Annotated in this window: 15 protein-coding genes; 7 read left to right on the forward strand and 8 right to left on the reverse strand. The window is 72.6% G+C overall.

Annotated features, from left to right (window positions below; translation table 11 throughout):
• Window positions 1-29: 29 nt before the first annotated feature.
• Window positions 30-1,208 carry a thiolase C-terminal domain-containing protein gene (locus tag ACZ69Q_RS28190; RefSeq protein ID WP_471046805.1) on the reverse strand — a complete coding sequence of 393 codons (1,179 nt, stop codon included), beginning with the start codon at window positions 1,206-1,208 and terminating at the stop codon, window positions 30-32.
• 105 nt (window positions 1,209-1,313) lie between these two features.
• Between ACZ69Q_RS28190 and ACZ69Q_RS28195 the strand changes: the two genes are divergently transcribed.
• Complete coding sequence (locus tag ACZ69Q_RS28195) at window positions 1,314-2,591, forward strand: acyl-CoA dehydrogenase family protein (RefSeq protein ID WP_471046807.1); 1,278 nt, start codon at window positions 1,314-1,316, stop codon at window positions 2,589-2,591.
• Window positions 2,588-3,085, forward strand: coding sequence for a nitroreductase/quinone reductase family protein (locus ACZ69Q_RS28200; protein WP_471046809.1), 498 nt, complete (start codon window positions 2,588-2,590; stop codon window positions 3,083-3,085). The genes ACZ69Q_RS28195 and ACZ69Q_RS28200 overlap by 4 nt, the downstream gene beginning before the upstream one ends.
• A 3-nt stretch (window positions 3,086-3,088) precedes the next feature.
• On the opposite strand, the gene ACZ69Q_RS28205 is transcribed toward ACZ69Q_RS28200, so the two are convergent.
• On the reverse strand, window positions 3,089-3,712 hold the full coding sequence (locus ACZ69Q_RS28205) for a LysE family translocator (RefSeq protein ID WP_471046811.1): 624 nt from the start codon (window positions 3,710-3,712) through the stop codon (window positions 3,089-3,091).
• Window positions 3,713-3,794: 82 nt separating this feature from the next.
• On the opposite strand from ACZ69Q_RS28205, the gene ACZ69Q_RS28210 reads away from it, so the two are divergent.
• Window positions 3,795-4,247 (forward strand): Lrp/AsnC family transcriptional regulator, encoded by a 453-nt coding sequence (locus tag ACZ69Q_RS28210; RefSeq protein ID WP_471046813.1) that lies wholly within the window; start codon window positions 3,795-3,797, stop codon window positions 4,245-4,247.
• Between the two features lie 79 nt (window positions 4,248-4,326).
• On the opposite strand, the gene ACZ69Q_RS28215 is transcribed toward ACZ69Q_RS28210, so the two are convergent.
• Window positions 4,327-4,962, reverse strand: coding sequence for a TetR family transcriptional regulator (locus ACZ69Q_RS28215; RefSeq protein ID WP_269645394.1), 636 nt, complete (start codon window positions 4,960-4,962; stop codon window positions 4,327-4,329).
• Window positions 4,963-5,096: 134 nt separating this feature from the next.
• Here ACZ69Q_RS28215 and kbpA point away from each other — a divergent pair, with 134 nt between their 5' ends.
• The 3 genes from kbpA to ACZ69Q_RS28230 all read left to right on the forward strand — a co-directional run bounded on the left by kbpA (window position 5,097) and on the right by ACZ69Q_RS28230 (window position 9,204).
• A complete protein-coding gene (kbpA, locus tag ACZ69Q_RS28220; RefSeq protein ID WP_471046815.1) occupies window positions 5,097-5,834 on the forward strand; it encodes an AfsK-binding protein KbpA in 738 nt (245 codons plus the stop codon).
• Between the two features lie 233 nt (window positions 5,835-6,067).
• A complete protein-coding gene (gene afsK, locus ACZ69Q_RS28225; protein ID WP_471046817.1) occupies window positions 6,068-8,422 on the forward strand; it encodes a protein serine/threonine kinase AfsK in 2,355 nt (784 codons plus the stop codon).
• A gap of 269 nt (window positions 8,423-8,691) precedes the next feature.
• Window positions 8,692-9,204, forward strand: a complete 513-nt coding sequence (locus ACZ69Q_RS28230) for a hypothetical protein (RefSeq protein WP_471046818.1) — start codon at window positions 8,692-8,694, stop codon at window positions 9,202-9,204.
• A 1-nt stretch (window position 9,205) separates the two neighbouring features.
• Here ACZ69Q_RS28230 and ACZ69Q_RS28235 read toward each other — a convergent pair whose 3' ends face one another.
• From ACZ69Q_RS28235 to ACZ69Q_RS28245, 3 genes are read right to left on the reverse strand one after another with little or no spacing between them, the layout of a single operon-like run.
• On the reverse strand, window positions 9,206-9,976 hold the full coding sequence (locus tag ACZ69Q_RS28235; RefSeq protein WP_471046820.1) for an enoyl-CoA hydratase/isomerase family protein: 771 nt from the start codon (window positions 9,974-9,976) through the stop codon (window positions 9,206-9,208).
• The gene (locus ACZ69Q_RS28240) at window positions 9,973-10,389 is read right to left on the reverse strand and encodes a Zn-ribbon domain-containing OB-fold protein (RefSeq protein WP_471046822.1); all 417 of its coding nucleotides are present in this window, start codon (window positions 10,387-10,389) and stop codon (window positions 9,973-9,975) included. Before ACZ69Q_RS28240 ends, ACZ69Q_RS28235 begins: the two co-directional genes overlap by 4 nt.
• 7 nt (window positions 10,390-10,396) lie before the next feature.
• The gene (locus ACZ69Q_RS28245; RefSeq protein WP_471046824.1) at window positions 10,397-11,554 is read right to left on the reverse strand and encodes a lipid-transfer protein; all 1,158 of its coding nucleotides are present in this window, start codon (window positions 11,552-11,554) and stop codon (window positions 10,397-10,399) included.
• Between the two features lie 95 nt (window positions 11,555-11,649).
• On the opposite strand from ACZ69Q_RS28245, the gene ACZ69Q_RS28250 reads away from it, so the two are divergent.
• Complete coding sequence (locus ACZ69Q_RS28250) at window positions 11,650-13,215, forward strand: FadD3 family acyl-CoA ligase (RefSeq protein WP_471046826.1); 1,566 nt, start codon at window positions 11,650-11,652, stop codon at window positions 13,213-13,215.
• 315 nt (window positions 13,216-13,530) lie between these two features.
• On the opposite strand, the gene ACZ69Q_RS28255 is transcribed toward ACZ69Q_RS28250, so the two are convergent.
• Both ACZ69Q_RS28255 and afsS read right to left on the reverse strand, forming a co-directional pair.
• The gene (locus ACZ69Q_RS28255) at window positions 13,531-14,889 is read right to left on the reverse strand and encodes an O-antigen ligase family protein (RefSeq protein WP_471046828.1); all 1,359 of its coding nucleotides are present in this window, start codon (window positions 14,887-14,889) and stop codon (window positions 13,531-13,533) included.
• 198 nt (window positions 14,890-15,087) lie between these two features.
• Window positions 15,088-15,285 carry a regulatory protein AfsS gene (gene afsS, locus ACZ69Q_RS28260; RefSeq protein WP_471046830.1) on the reverse strand — a complete coding sequence of 66 codons (198 nt, stop codon included), beginning with the start codon at window positions 15,283-15,285 and terminating at the stop codon, window positions 15,088-15,090.
• Between the last annotated feature and the right edge of the window lie 137 nt (window positions 15,286-15,422).

The raw sequence follows: 15,422 nt of genomic DNA on the forward strand, positions 1-15,422 counted from the left end.
GGTTCCTCCCGGTCGGGTCCACGGTCGTCTCAATCCCTCCCCAGTACCAACGTCCCCGACGAGCAGAACCATCCCCCCGTGGCCGAGGCGACCCCCAAACGAGGCAGCTCCCCGGGTCCGCCCGGCCCCCACACCTGACGCTCCCCGCCCTCCCCGCGCAACTGCCGCACCGCCTCCACCAGCAGAAACAGCCCGCGCATCCCGGGATGCTGGGCGGAAAGACCGCCCCCGTCCGTGTTCACCGGCAGCTCCCCGCCCCGCACCAGCAGCCGCCCCTTCTCCACGAACGCGCCGCCCTCGCCCCTCTCGCAGAAGCCGAGGTCCTCCAGCGTCACCAGCGTCATGTAGGTGAAGGCGTCGTAGATCTCCGCGAAGTCGACCTCCTCGGGCCGCACCCCCGCCCGCTCGAAGGCGAGCCGTCCGCTGACCGCCGCCGGGCCGGTCGTGAAGTCGGGCCACTCGGACATCGCGGAGTGCGAGACGTGCTCCCCGGCGCCCAGGACCCACACGGGCGCGGTACGGCAGTCCCGTACGAGTTCCTCGGCGGCCAGCAGCACCGCCGCGCCGCCGTCGGAGCGGATGCAGCAGTGCAGCTTGGTGAAGGGGGCCGCGATCATCGGGCCCGACAGGACGTCGTCCACGGTGATCGGGTCGCGGAACATGGCCTCGGGGTTCAGCGCGGCGTTCGCCCGAGCCTGGACGGCCACCTGCGCCAACTGCTCGATGGTCGTGCCGTGTTCGACCATGTGGCGGCGGGCGGCCATGGCGTACTTGGCGATGAGTGTGTGGCCGTAGGGCACCTCGAACTGCAAGGGACCCCGGGAGCCGAAGGACAGGTTCCCCGTCCGCCGGCCCGCCTTGATGTCCGCGCGGGCCGTCGAGCCGTAGACCAACAGCACCGCGTTCGCGTGGCCGGCGGCTATCGCGTCCGCCGCGTGGGCCGCCATGACCTCCCAGGTGGCGCCGCCGACGGAGGTGGAGTCGACCCAGGTCGGGCGCAGCCCCAGATACTCGGCCACCTCGACGGGGGCGAGCGTGCCGAGGCCGGCGGACGCGAAGCCGTCCACCACCTCGCGGCCGAGCCCCGCGTCGGCCAGCGCGCGGCGGGCCGCCTGGGCGTGCAGGGCGTACGGCGTCGCGTCGTCCACCCGGCCGCAGTCGGAGAGGGACACTCCGACGACGGCGACTCTCCGGCTCCCGGAAGTCATGAGAGGCCTCCAACCCCTTGGCGTCCAACCTCTGTGCATCTCGTTACGTCCCTCCTAATATGACGGCCCGTCAGATCCGAGGGGAAGAGCCGGAGGGAAGAGCCCATGGACGCCAGCCTCACCCCCGAGCAGGACGAGATCCGCCGCACCCTCCGCGAGCTGCTCCACAGCCGCTGCGGACCCCGGGAGCTGCGCGCGGCCCTCGACACCCCCGCCGGACACGACCCCGCCCTGTGGACCGCCCTCGCCGAACAGCTCGGCCTGCCCGGACTCGCCCTTCCCGAGGCGTACGGCGGTGTCGGCTGCTCGGCGACCGAACTCGCCCTGGCCTGTGAGGAGACGGGCCGCGCGCTGGCCCCCTCCCCGCTGCTGGCCACCGCCGTCCTCGCCGCCCCGCTGATCGCCGCGCTCGGCACCGACGCCCAGCGCGCCGAGCTGCTGCCCCGCCTCGCCTCCGGCAAGCTCACCGCCGCCCTCGCCGTCCCGGGCACCGCACTCGCCGCCGCCCTCATCCTCACCGGCGACAACGGCGGCGACTGGGCAGGTGGCGGGCGCGCCGGAGGCGTGCAGGCGCGGCGGACGGAGGACGGCTGGCGGCTGTACGGGCAGGTCGAGCAGGTACTGGACGGACACAGCGCCGGGCTGCTGGTGGTCGCCGCGCACGCCGGAGGGTTCGCGCGGTCGCGGACCCTGCTGTTCCTGGTGCCGGGGGACGCCGCCGGGGTGGTGCGCGTACGGCAGACGGCACTGGACGCCACGCGCCCCCAGGGTCGGGTCCAACTCCGGGACGTGGACGCCGAGTTGCTGGGCGAGGAGGACGGCCGGGAGGTCCTGACGGCCCTCGCCTCGGCCGGCGACACGGCTGCCGCCGTCCTCGCCTGCGAGGCCGTGGGAGCCGCCGGCCGGGCGCTGGAGCAGACCGTGGAGTACGTCGGCCAGCGGGAGCAGTTCGGCCGGCCGATCGGTTCCTTCCAGGCGGTGAAGCACCGGTTGGCGGACGTATACGTCCAGGTGCAGGCGGCACGCTCGGCGGCGTACTACGCGGCGTGGGCGGCAACGTCCCGAGAGGCAACGCCCCTAAGGGGCGCGGGGAACTGCGCGACCAGCCACGACGAACCCGCGGACAAAGAACAACCTGGCACGACCCCACCCGAAGCGCGCCTCGCCCTCGCACAGGCCCTGGAGGCGCTACGCACCGCATCCGCCGAGGGCATCCAACTCCACGGCGGCATCGGTTTCACCTGGGAGCACGAGGCGCATCTGTACTTCAAGCGGGCCGCCGGGGACGACCTCCTCTTCGGCCCGGTACACCGGCTCCGCGCGCACGCCGCGGCCGCCGCCCGGCTCTTCGAGATGTCCGACCCCCAGGAGGTGGCGGTGTGATCGGCGTACCCGTGGTCGTACGAGCGGTGCAGAAGGTGTCCTCCACGCGGGGCTTCGCCAAGGTCGCCCCGCACGTCATCCCCGCTCTGGACCGCGCCGTCCACCGCCTCACCCGCGGCAAGGTGCTGCTCAGCGCCCAGATGCTGCCCGGCGTGATCCTCACCTCCACCGGCGCCCGCAGCGGCCTGCCCCGCCGCACGCCGCTGGCCTGCATGCCCGAGGAGGACGGCCGCTCCTGGATCCTGGTCGGCTCCAACTTCGGCCGCCCGGGCCACCCCTCCTGGACCCACAACCTCCTCACCCACTCCGACGCCGAGGTCAACTGGAAGGGCCACGACATCCCCGTCACGGCCCAACTGCTGGAGGGGGAGGAGCGGGCGGCGGTGTGGAAGACGGCGCTGGCGTTCTGGCCGCCGTATGCGACGTACCAGGCACGGGTGGAGCGGGAGATCCGGCTGTTCCGGATCGTCCGCAAGGATCTCCCGGGCCGGTGACCGTTACAGCGTCGCCAGGCGCTGTACCAGCATGAACGCGCCGATTCCCAGCATGGCCGCGCCCGAGGTGCGGGCGACCGCGCGGGCCGCTGTCGGGCGGGCGCCGAGGACCGCTCGGGCCGTGAGGCCGACCGTGAGGTAGACGGCGGCGCAGCAGGCCATGTGGAGCAGGCCGAGGACGGCGGTCTGGGCGGGGACCGGCAGGTGGTCGCCCTTCGTCAGCAGGAACTGCGGCAGCACCGACAGGTAGAGCAGCAGGCCCTTGGGGTTCAGGCCGCTGATCGTGGCGCCGCGCAGGAAGGCGCGGGCCGGGCTCGCGGCCACGGCCTCCTCGGCCTCCCCCGGGGTGCCCGGACGGCGCAGCACGCCCCACCCCAGCCACACCAGGTACGCGGCGCCGGCGGCGGTCAGCGCGGTGAGCAGACCCGGCTCGCTCGCCACCAGCACCGCGAGGCCGGCCACCGCGAGGACGGTGTGCAGCGCGTATCCGGTGACCAGGCCCGCCACCGCCGTCACCGGCGAGCGGCCGCGCAGCCCGGCGGAGATCGCGTACGCCCAGTCGGCGCCCGGCACGCAGACCAGCAGCAGGTCGATGGCGAGGAAGGAAATGAGCAGTCCGGAGTCCATGGTGGGGACATTAGGCGGGAATGGCCCGAAAGTGTTGTCGAAGTTTGCCCATGATCCGCAGTCGTGAGGGAAGATCTGCCTCATGGACGACGTGGACAGACAGATTCTTGCCGAGCTCCAGCAGGACGGGCGGCTGACCGTGACCGAGCTGGCCGCGCGGGTGCGGCTCAGCGTCTCGCCGTGTCACCGTCGGCTGCGGGAGCTGGAGCGGGCCGGCGCCATCAGCGGATACCGGGCCGTCGTGGAGCCGGCCGCCGTGGGGCTGAACTTCGAGGCGCTGGTCTTCGTCTCCATGCGACAGGAGGACCGGGACACGGTCGCCGGGTTCGAGGGCGCGCTGGCCGACATCCCGCACGTGGTGGAGGCGCAGCGGCTGTTCGGGGAGCCGGACTACCTGCTGCGGGTCGTCGCCGCGGACCTCGCCGCCTACCAGCGGCTGTACGACGAGAAGCTGGCCACGCTGCCGGGAGTGCAGCGGCTGACCTCGACGCTGGTGATGAAGCACGTCGTGAACGACCGGCCCCTGCCCGCGTGACGCGAGGTGCCGTGAACGGGCAGCAGGCGGTGGCCCCACCTGTGTGGACCACCGCCTGCAAGACAGGACTTGAGCGCCGCTACTTCGTCGGCTTCTTGCCGGTCACGCCCAGGTGCACCAACAGCGCCAGGTTCGGCTTGAGTTCAGCCTGCTTCACGCCCCACGTCTGGAAACCCTTCTGGTGGGAGGCCACCGCCGCGAGCATCGCGACGAGCGAGCCCGCGACCGCCGCCGGGTTGACGTCCTTGTCGACCTTGCCCTTGGACTGAAGCTGAGTGACGGCTTCCGCAAGGGAGTTGTTGACGGAGTTCAGGATCTTCATACGGATCTTGTAGAAGCGTTTGTCGCCCTCGGACGCCCCGAGGTCGACGACCCTGAGGATCGCGTCGTTCTTGCGCCAGAACTCGAGGAAGCCGTCGACGAGTTCCTGTGCCGTCTGCCAGCCGGCCTTGCCGACCCAGCTACGGCCCTCGACGAGCTCGGTCAACCCGGCGCCCTCGGCCGCCATTTGCTCGGCGATCTCCAGGACGGCGCCCTCGACGTCCGGGAAGTACTGGTAGAAGGTGGCGGGCGAAGTGCCCGCCTTCCGGGCGACATCGATGACTTTGACGTCCCGGTACGGGGAAGAGCTGAGCATCTCGCTGAGGCAGTCGAGCAGCTTCTGCCGGGTCGCCTGCCCACGCCGGCCGGCCACGCGGCCGTCGACGGTACGCACTTGTCCTGTCATGTCGTCAGCTTACCGAGGCGTGATCGGGGCGCGATTCGGCCGACTGCAAATGGGGTGCACGAGGAGCGCGAGGCTGGTGTGCCTGGTCTGCGGGGTGCGGGAGAGGCCGCTACTTTTGCCGCATGGCCGAAAACAGGGCATCCGCGAACGGAACGGGATACATGGAGGGCGTCCCGTGCTGGGTCGAAGCGCAGCTCGCGGACGTGGCGGCGGGCAAGCGCTTCTACGGCGAGCTCTTCGGGTGGGACTTCGAGGAGGCGTACGACTCCACCGTATGGGCCCGCCTGGACGGCGACCGCGTCGCCGCGCTCTCCCGCAAGACGGACGGGCGGATGCCCACCGTGTGGACGGTGTACTTCGCCACCCCGGACGCACAGGGGCTGGCCGGGCGGATCCGTGACGCCGGCGGACAGGTGGTCACCTCGCCGGCGCGGATCGGGGCGGAGCTCGGCACGGCCGCGCTGGTCACCGACCCCGAGGGCGCGGTCTTCGGGCTGTGGCAGGCGGACGGGCACACCGGATTCGGGCGCCGGCACAAGGTCGGCACCTTCGCCTGGGCCGAGCTGTACGCCCGGGACACCGAGGCCGCCAACACCTTCTACGGCGGGCTCTTCCACGACGCCCTGTTCGGGCCGGACGCCGAACCGGACTTCGGCCGGGCGGCCGTCGAAGACGTGTTTCCGGCGATGATGCCGCCTCATTTCGTGGTCCATTTCCGGGTGGCGGACTGCGCGGAGATCCTCGGCACGGTGAACCGGCTCGGCGGGCGGGTGCAGGTGCCGCCCTTCGAAACGTCGTACGGGACGGTCGCCGTCGTCACCGACGACCAGGGCGCTTCCTTCGCGGTCCTGGAACGCTGAAACGCCGACCGCACTCTTACCTTCGGCGTCCCACTATGCGAACCGGCGCTTTGCGGTGGCACCGGAGTGTGGTTTTGTCCCAAGACACCCCGTTCCGCCGTCGGGTTCGCAACCACGCCCTCGGACAGGAAGAATCGGGGTGCGTGCCGCCAAGGCGGTGCGGTGGTGAGACGCTGCACGGGGTCGCGTACATATCTGGGTGACGGGGCCCGTACGGGGAGGTGGCAGGCAGAGTGGTGGATCAGCTTACGCAGCACGATCCGCGCAGGATCGGGCCGTTCGAGGTGCTCGGACGGCTGGGCGCCGGCGGCATGGGGCTGGTCTATCTCGCGCGCTCGGCTTCGGGCCGGCGCGTGGCGATCAAGACCGTCCGTACGGAGCTCGCCGAGGACCAGCTCTTCCGCGTCCGCTTCACGCGTGAGGTGGAGGCGGCCCGGGCGGTCTCCGGTTTCTACACGGCCGCGGTCGTCGACGCCGACCCGCGCGCCGCCGTGCCGTGGCTGGCCACCGCGTACGTGCCCGCGCCCTCCCTCGAGGAAATAGTGAACGAGTGCGGGCCGATGCCGGCCCAGGCGGTGCGCTGGCTGGCCGCGGGTGTGGCGGAGGCCCTCCAGTCGATCCACGGCGCCGGGCTCGTGCACCGCGACCTGAAGCCGTCCAACGTGCTCGTGGTCGAGGACGGTCCCCGCGTCATCGACTTCGGTATCGCGTCCGGCGTATCGAACACGCGTTTGACGATGACCAATGTCGCCGTCGGTACGCCCGCGTACATGTCGCCGGAGCAGGCGAAGGACTCGCGCAGCGTGACCGGCGCGAGCGATGTCTTCTCGCTCGGCTCGATGCTGGTGTTCGCCGCCACCGGACACCCCCCGTTCCACGGGGCCAACCCGGTCGAGACGGTCTTCATGCTGCTGCGCGAGGGCCCGGACCTGGAAGGTCTCCCGGACGAGCTGCGCCCGCTGATCGAGTCCTGTATGCAGATGGAGGCCACGGCCCGCCCCAACCCGGCCGACCTCCAGGCCCAGCTCGCGCCCCACCTCTTCGGTTCCGGCTCCGACGACAGCGGTACGGCGTCCGCGTGGCTGCCCGAGCGCGCGGTGGGCCTGATCGAGTCGCGCAGAGGCGGCCGCCCGGCGGCCAAGCCCTCGCCCGCCTCCGGCCGCAGCGGCGGCCGGATCGCCCCCGCGCCGCTACCGCCCCCGCCCTCGCACGACCCGGTCGTCCCGGCCCCGCAGCCCGTCCCGGTCGGCGCCCCCGACACCGGCCCGGTCCGCCTGGCGGGCGCCGCGGTCCCCATCGGCCCCGGCCCGCGCGTCGCCGACGCCCGTGCCGCCGCCATGAAGGCGCCCCCTCCGGAGGCCGGCCTGGTCGCCTCCTGGTCCAAGCCCCGCCCCGGCGTAAACGGCACCGACCCCGCCGTCGGCCCCGCCGTGCCGCCCGTGCCCCCGGAGAACGCGGCCGGCTGGCGGCCCTGGCGTTTTCGCATGTCGAACGACGTCTGGGGTACCCCGGCCGTCGACGGAGACCTCGTCTACGTCACCTCCTTCGAGGTGCACGCCCTGGACGTGGCGACCGGCCGCCGCCGCTTCAAGACCCGGGACGTCGCCTGGTCCATGGCGGTCGCGGACGGCCGCATCCACGCCTCCGACGGACCGACGCTGTTCGCCCTGGAGTGCCGCGAGGGCGCCGACCTGTGGCGGCTGCAGACGGACGCCTGGGTCTACTCCCTCAAGGCCGAGCGCGGCACCGTCGTCACCGGCACGCGCGGCGGCGGCGTCCAGGCCTGGGAGGCGTCCAACGGCCAGAAGCTGTGGGAGATCACCGGGGCGCAGACCGACTTCGAGTCCCCGGAGGCCGGGCCGGCGCTGTACGACGGCACGGTGTACGTCTGGCAGGACGCCCGGCTGAAGGCCCTGGACGCGCGCACCGGCGACGAGCGCTGGTCGTACCCGATCGGCGACGCCGCCTCCTGTGGCGGGGTGCCGGTGCGCGTGGCGCAGGCCCACGACGGCCATGTGTACGTCTCGGCCGGCACACGCGTGCTCGCGCTCGACGTGATGAGCGGGCATGTGCGCTGGCACTTCGAGGCCCCGGCGGTCTTCCTGTGCCCGCCGGCCTTCGTGCCGGGCCCTGCGGTGACCGGCGGCGGTGTGTATCTCGCCGACTACCTCGGCACGGTCTACGCCCTGGACGCCACCGACGGCCGCGACCGCTGGCGCATCGCCACGGAGTCCCGCTCCTCGATCGAGCCGGTGCTGGTGGCCGGGGGCCATGTCCACGTCGGCAGCGGCAAGGGCCTGTACACGCTGGACGCGGTCACCGGGACGCCGAAGTGGCGCTTCCAGGCGGGCGGCGACCTCGTGGGTGCCCCGTCGGTGGCCGAGGGCCGGATCCACTTCGGCTCCACCGACCATCTGCTGTACACCCTGAAGGCCGACGACGGCCGGCTGCGCTGGAAGCTCGCCACGGGGGGCGAGATCACCGGGTCGCCCGTGGTGAAGGACGGGGTCGTGTACGCGTGCAGCAAGGATCGGTGCGTGTATGCGCTGGACGCGGAGAAGGGCACCGGTACGGCGCGTACCGCGTAGCGTCAGCGGTCGGGTGCGGCGCCGTCGTGGCTGGTCGCGCGGTTTCCCGCGCCCCTGAAGGGGCCCCGTCCGCCCCTGGCATGCATGAGCCGTCGGTGTGTGACGGCCGTCGTGCCGGTGTACGGAAGGGATCCGGACGGCGGCCGTCCCGGAAGAGCGGCCATCTTCACCGCTCTTACACGAGACGCTACGCCGGGTGAGCGCTTACCGCCATGCGGCCGCTGCTAACGTGACGTGTTCACGATCGCGACAACGGGGGTTGAAACACCGTGAAGCTTCGCCATGTCCGCGCGGTGGCCGTGTTCGTCGGAGTAGTCGTCGCCCTGACGGGCGCACGGCACTCCAGCGGCGGCGGCTGCGACAGCAACTCGAACTCCAGCAGCTCGTCGAGCGGTTCGGGCGGGAGTTACGGCGGCAGCACGCACTACGACGACGATGACGACTACGACACGGGGTCGTCCTCGGGCGGCGGTGCGCAGGCGACCGAGGGGCCGGCCGCGGAGGACACCGGGGACGTGAAGATCGAGGAGTGCGAGTACGACGCGGCCAAGGGGCTCGTCGCCCGCGTCCGCGCCACCAACAGCAGCGCGACCACGACGTACTCCTACACCTTCACCGTCACCTTCAAGGACTCGGCCGGCACGGTGCTGGACACCGCGACCTCCGGGATCCTGACCGTCGACGCGGGCGCCGGCGAGACCACCGACGTCGTCGCCCGGAAGAGCGCCTCCGGCGGAAGCTGCGAGCTGAGCGAACCGATGCGCATGGCCGACCGCTACTAGGTCACCGTGTCCTGAACGCGCGGCGCCGCGCCCGGAACAGCTCCGCCTGCCGCTCACCCGGCAGGTTCCCGAGCGCGACCAGGTGCGGTGCCTGCGCGAAGGCGTGGGCGAGGGCGGCCTCCCTGGCCGCCCACAGCGCCCGCACGGTCCCCTGCACCCCCTCCGCCGGATACCCGGCGAGTACGGCGGCGCAGTCGACGGCGGCGGCCAACGCGCCGCCGGGTTCGGTGACTTCCGAGACCAGCCCGATCTGATGGGCCCGCCGGGCCGACAGCCGCTCCGCGCTGCCCATGAGCGCCATCCGCGCGGCCTCCCCGTACGGCATGCGCAGCGCCATGAGCATCGACTCGTAGGCGCTGACCATGCCGTAGGTGGTGTGCGGGTCGAAGAAGGCGGCCGCCGGGTCGGCGACGAGGAAGTCCGCCTCGCCGAGCAGATAGAAGGCGCCCCCGCAGGCCATGCCGGTCACGGCGGCGACGACGGGCTTCCACAGGTCGTTGGACTTCGGCCCGACGCGCAGCAGTGGATCGTCGGTCATGTAGGGCGAGTCGGGCTGCGGGACGACGGCGTCCCGGTCCAGCCCGGTGCAGAAGGCCCGCTCCCCGGAGCCGGTGAGGACGACGGCCCGCACGGTGTCGTCGAACCGCAACTGACGCCAGGCCGCGACGAGTTCGTCCCGCATCGGCAGGTCGATGGCGTTGAGCCGGTCGGGCCGGTCGAGGGTGACGACGGCGACGGCGGTGTCCTTGTCGGTCGTGACGTCGACGCTCACGGCCGCTCCAGGATCCAACGCGGCAGACCGGCTCTGCCGAAGACGGCCTGCACCTTCGCGCCGATGCGGATCCGGTCCGGGGGCACGGAGTCGAGAGCCGCGTCGGGGCCGGTGACGAGGTTGCCGACGAGGCGGATGCGGGGGGCGTCGGCGAGTTCGACGACGATGACGTTGTACGGCGCCTGCGCGGCGTAGTCGGGCAGCAGGGGCGGGTGGGGGACGACGTACGACCAGATCCGCCCGTGCCCGCTCATCCGCCGCCACTCGCTCGCGAAGGACTGGCAGTGCGGGCAGCACGGGCGGGGCGGGAAGCGGGCCTCGCCGCAGTCGGCGCAGGACTGGACGCGCAGCTCGCCCTGGGCGGCGTACTGCCAGAAGGGGGCGCCGTCGGGGTCGGTGACGGGGGAGAGCATCCTTCGATCAACTCCTCAGGAGCAGCGCGGAGGTGGGCACGCCTTCGCCGGCGGTGACGAGACAGGTCGCGGCGCCGGGGACCTGGGCGGTGCTGGTGCCGCGGAGCTGTTTGACGCCTTCGTTGATGAGGTTGAAGCCGTGCACGTAGGCCTCGCTGAGCCCGCCGCCCCCGGTGTTCATCGGCAGCCGCCCGCCGATCTCCAGGGCGCCGCCCTCGGTGAACGCCCCTCCCTCGCCGCGCCCGCAGAAGCCGTAGCCCTCCAGCGAGAGCGGTATGAGCGCGGTGAACGCGTCGTAGATCTGGGCGACGTCCACATCCTGTGGAGTGAGGTCGGCGTGCTTCCACAGATGCCGGGCGGCGGTCCAGGCGGGGCCGGTGAGCGGGTCGTCGTTCCAGTAGTTGACCATGCCGTGGTGCTGGGCGGGCAGGCCCTGGGCGGCGGAGTGGACGTAGACGGGGGTGTGCCGGCAGTCGCGGGCGCGCTCGCGGCTGACGATCACGCAGGCCAGGGCGCCGTCGGTCTCCAGGCAGTTGTCGAAGAGGCAGAGCGGCTCGCTGATCCAGCGCGAGGTCATGTACATCTCGCGGGTCAGCGGCCGGTCGTACATGATCGCGTCCGGGTTCTGGTTGGCCCGGTTGCGGCAGGCGAGGGCGACGTTGAACAGGTGGTCCCGCGTCGCGCCGTACTCGTGCATGTACCGCCGGGCGAGCATCGCGATCTCGTCGACGGGGCGCAGGAGGCCGTAGGGCCGGGTCCACTGCGCCGGGGTGGGCAGTTGGGCGGTGGTGTTCCGCCACGGCCGGGGGCCGCTGCCGCGTTTGCGGGACCGCCAGGCGACGCCGACCGTCGCCTGCCCGGTGGCGATGGCGGTGGCCAGGTGCGCGACGGTGGCGCACGAACCGCCGCCGCCGTAGCCGACCTTGCTGAAGTAGGTGAGGTCACCGAAGCCGACCGCCTTCGCCAGCTCGACCTCGTCGGTCTCCTCCATGGTGTAGGAGGCGAGGGCGTCGACCTCGCCGGGGGCGATGCCGGCGTCGTCGAGGGCGGCGAGAACGGCCCGGCAGGCCAGTGTTCTCTCGTCGTCCGGAAGGTTCTTGGCGAAGGGTGTCTGTCCGATGCCGACGATCGCGGTGGCGTCCTTGAGGCCGGTGCCTGAGGTCATGCTGCGCGCACCTCCGCATGCTGAAGCGGCTGCTGACAGGGCGTCAGGCTACAGCTAATCTGACGGGTAGTCAGCTAGTGGGTCTGGAGGCCGTGGTGCGCGGTGACTTGGAGTGGGGCAGCGTTCCGGAACTTGTGCGGTCCGCGGCCGAGCGGTACGCGGACGTCGAGGCGGTGGTGGAGGGCCGCAGCCGGATCTCGTACGCCGAACTGGGCGCCCGCGTCGAGCGCTCGGCCGCGGCCTGCATGGCGAACGGCATCGCGCCGGGCGACCGGGTCGCCATCTGGGCGCCGAACACGCTGGACTGGATCACGGCCGCGCTGGGCGCGGTGTCGGCGGGGGCGGTGCTGGTGCCGCTGAACACCCGCTTCAAGGGCGGGGAGGCGGCCGATGTGCTGCGCAGGAGCGGGGCGCGGCTGCTGTTCGTGACGGGCACGTTCCTGGGGACGTCGTACGTGGCGTCGCTGCGGCGGGCGGTCGCGGAGGGGCCTGGGCTGCCGGCGCTCGAGCAGGTGGTGGTGCTCTCGGACGACGCCCCCGCGGACTTCCGTACCTGGAAGGACTTCCTGGCGAGCGGGGACGGGGTGGACGCGGCCGAGGTGCGGGCCCGTGCGGAGTCCGTCCAGGGCTCCTGGGCGTCGGACATCGTCTTCACGTCCGGTACGACGGGCCGCCCGAAGGGCGCGGTGATCACCCACGCGCAGACGCTGCGGGCGTACGAGGTGTGGAGCGACCTGGCGGGACTGCGGCAGGGCGACCGCTACCTGATCGTGAACCCCTTCTTCCACACCTTCGGCTACAAGGCCGGGGTGATCGCCTGCCTCATGCGGGGCGCGACGATGATCCCCCAGCCGGTGTTCAACGTCGGCACGGCGCTGGCGAACATCGCGGCGGAACGGGTGTCGGTGCTGCCGGGCCCGCCGACCCTGCACCAGTCGCTGCTGGACCACCCGGCACGCGACGCGCACGACCTGTCCGCGCTGCGGCTGGTGGTGACGGGCGCCGCGGTCGTGCCGTTGCGGTTGGTGGAGCGGCTGCGCGGGGAGCTGGGCGTGGAGACGGTCCTGACGGCGTACGGCCTGTCCGAGGCCAGCGGCATCGTGACGATGTGCCGGCGCGGCGACGACCCGACGGTCATCGCCTCCACGTCGGGCCGCGCGATACCGGGCACGGAGGTGCGCGTCGAGGCGCCGCCCGGCGAACCCGGCGAGGTGCTGGTCCGCGGCTTCAACGTCATGCGGGGCTACTACGAGGACGCGGCGGCGACGGCCGAGGTGCTGACGGAGGACGGCTGGCTGCGGACCGGGGACGTGGGCGTGCTGGACGAGGGCGGCAACCTGCGCATCACCGACCGCATCAAGGACATGTTCATCGTCGGCGGCTTCAACGCCTACCCGGCGGAGATCGAGCAGATGCTGGGGCTGCACCCCGATGTCGCGGACGTCGCGGTGATCGGCGTGCCGGACGCGCGGCTGGGGGAGGCCGGGAAGGCGTTCGTGGTGCGGCGGCCGGGGGCCGTGCTGACCGGGGACGACCTGATCGCCTGGGCACGGCGGGAGATGGCGAACTACAAGGTGCCGAGGGCGGTGGAGTTCGTGGGCGAGCTGCCGCGGAACGCGAGCGGGAAGGTGGTCAAGGGGGAGTTGCGGGGGAGGGGTTGAGGAACCGGCTGCTCTTGCCGTCGGCGGTCGGCCGGGGGTGCCGATGCGTTGCGGGCCGGGCTCCACGTCGGCGGTCGGCCGGGGGTGCCGATGCGCTGCGGGTCGGAGTGGGTCGTGTTCCGCCTCGGCGGTCGGCCGGGGGTGCCGATGCGTTGCGGGTCGGAGTGAGCCGGGCCCTGCCTCGGCGGTCGGCCGGGGGCGCTGACGCGCTGGGGGTCGGAGTGGGCCGGGCTCCACGTCGGCGGTCGGCCGGGGGTGCCGATGCGTTGCGGGTCGGAGTGGGCCGCGATCGCGATCCGGGCTCCACGTCGGCCGTCAGCTCGCGGCGCCGATGCGTTGCGGGCCGTGGCGGGGGCGTTTGATCTGCGCCGGGACGGGGGCCGGGGTGGTGCCCGCGCGCTTGCGCCAGGTGGCCGGGGTGTCGGCCATGACCATCGCGAGGGCGTACCAGAGCAGGGCGTCGATGCGGTCCAGGTTGGCCGGGTGGTCCATCATGCTCATCAGGAAGAAGCCGGTCAGGGCCGCCAGGCCGACCGTGCCGATGACCGACTTCGCGCGGGCGGCGCGGGCCGCCGAGGACACGGCGATCACGGCCACGGCGGTGATGGCGAGGAGCCCGAGCGGGCCCGCCTCCACCAGCCAGTTGAGCCACAGGTTGTGGGCGTGGACGAAGGTCCGCTCGCCGGGAGCGGTGGCGGATATGGCGGCGCCGGAGCGGCCGAGGCCGACGCCGAGGGGGTTGTCGGCGGCCAGCCCGAGCGCCGCCTCCCACGCCTGGCCCCGCACGCCCAGGGAGTTGCCGGCCCGGGACACGGCCCAGATGGCGCCGGCCGCGCCGAGCAGGGCGAGGGTGCCGAGGACGGCGAACAGCCGGCGCTGCGCGCGGTCGGCGATCCTGGGCGCCAGCCAGTAGGCACCGCCGAGGACGAGGAGACCGGCGGCGCCGGCGACATACCCGGCGCGCGAGAAGGTGGTCAGCAGGGCGCCGTATCCGGTCACGACGAGTACGACGATCGCCGTACGGGCCGTGCGTTCGTCCACGCACACGGCGGCGAGCAGGGCGAACGGCAGCAGCAGCACGAGGAAGGCGGCCAGCAGGTTCGGGTTGGAGAAGGTTCCGGTGGCGCGGATCAGGACGCCGTCGCCGCCCGCGTCGCAGGCGATGTCGGTGAGCAGTCCGGTGCGGCAGAAGCCGGTCGGCGTCTCGTTGGTCACCTGGGAGAAGGCGCTGGTGGCGGCGGCCGCGACGCCGGTCAGCGCGAGGAGGCCGATCGCGCGCCACGACTCGGGCTGCGTGCGGCGCACCGCGACGACCAGGTAGTAGCAGGCGATGACGGTGAGCAGGCCGCGCAGGGGTGCGGTGGGGTGGCCGCCGCGGTACGTCGTCGCGGCCGATACGGCGACGAGCAGCCCGACGGGCAGATCCAGCCGCGTCCGGAAGTCCCGCAGCCGCGCCCGCGGCCGGCCCCGTACAGGCACGGCCAAGGCGATGATCCCGAGCAGCAGGGCGAGCCGGGTCGGCGTCAGGATGCCCGCGAGCGGGTCGTCCGGGAAGAAGTCCGTGGCGGAGTCGAGCAGCACGACGGCCACCGCGCCCAGCGGGACGAACTGAACGAACTTGACGAGCGCCGACGGCTGTCCGGCGCCCGCCGCCGCGCTCTGCTCGGATGCCATGACACCCGAGCGTGGCGGTCGGGTGCGACGGCCGGGTGTCGGGAGAGGGAACGACGCGCAGAGGCTGTGGGGACGCGCCATTGCGCCCGCCTCACAGCGCACGCCGCGACAGCGACCGCCCGGCGCCCCCCCCGGACACACCTCGGCCGCGGTGGCTCCCCCTCCGAGCCGCCGCGGCCGATCCCCGTGCGATGAGGCCTACTTGTCGTTCAGGTTCAGCTTCGCGGGCCCGGCCGGCATGGCGTTGTTGAGCGTGGTGATCTTCTCCTCAGCGGCAGCCGGCTCGCTCGGCATGGCGTTGTTGAGGGTGGTGATCTTCTCGTCCGCGGCGGCCGGCTCGCTCGGCATCGCGTTGTTGTCCGGAGAGACGGTCGCGTCCTTCTTCTTGTCGCTCATGGGCTCGTGTTCCTCTGTTTCGGCGATGAGTGAGGAACGCCCGTCCGGGGATTCCCCCGCGGATCGCCGGACGGGCGTTCGGAGCCGCACAGTAATCGGTCGGGCTCCGGGTCGGACCGCCTGCCCCCCGACGCGAC

The organism is Streptomyces sp. NPDC036764 (assembly GCF_055609385.1).

What these genes read in the sequence shown, in the direction of transcription:
- ACZ69Q_RS28190 (WP_471046805.1), bottom strand. Translation starts at nt 1,208, where the DNA reads ATGACTTCCGGGAGCCGGAGAGTCGCCGTCGTCGGAGTGTCCCTCTCC.
- ACZ69Q_RS28195 (WP_471046807.1), top strand. Translation starts at nt 1,314, where the DNA reads ATGGACGCCAGCCTCACCCCCGAGCAGGACGAGATCCGCCGCACCCTC.
- ACZ69Q_RS28205 (WP_471046811.1), bottom strand. Translation starts at nt 3,712, where the DNA reads ATGGACTCCGGACTGCTCATTTCCTTCCTCGCCATCGACCTGCTGCTG.
- ACZ69Q_RS28210 (WP_471046813.1), top strand. Translation starts at nt 3,795, where the DNA reads ATGGACGACGTGGACAGACAGATTCTTGCCGAGCTCCAGCAGGACGGG.
- kbpA (WP_471046815.1), top strand. Translation starts at nt 5,097, where the DNA reads ATGGCCGAAAACAGGGCATCCGCGAACGGAACGGGATACATGGAGGGC.
- ACZ69Q_RS28240 (WP_471046822.1), bottom strand. Translation starts at nt 10,389, where the DNA reads ATGCTCTCCCCCGTCACCGACCCCGACGGCGCCCCCTTCTGGCAGTAC.
- ACZ69Q_RS28245 (WP_471046824.1), bottom strand. Translation starts at nt 11,554, where the DNA reads ATGACCTCAGGCACCGGCCTCAAGGACGCCACCGCGATCGTCGGCATC.
- ACZ69Q_RS28255 (WP_471046828.1), bottom strand. Translation starts at nt 14,889, where the DNA reads ATGGCATCCGAGCAGAGCGCGGCGGCGGGCGCCGGACAGCCGTCGGCG.
- afsS (WP_471046830.1), bottom strand. Translation starts at nt 15,285, where the DNA reads ATGAGCGACAAGAAGAAGGACGCGACCGTCTCTCCGGACAACAACGCG.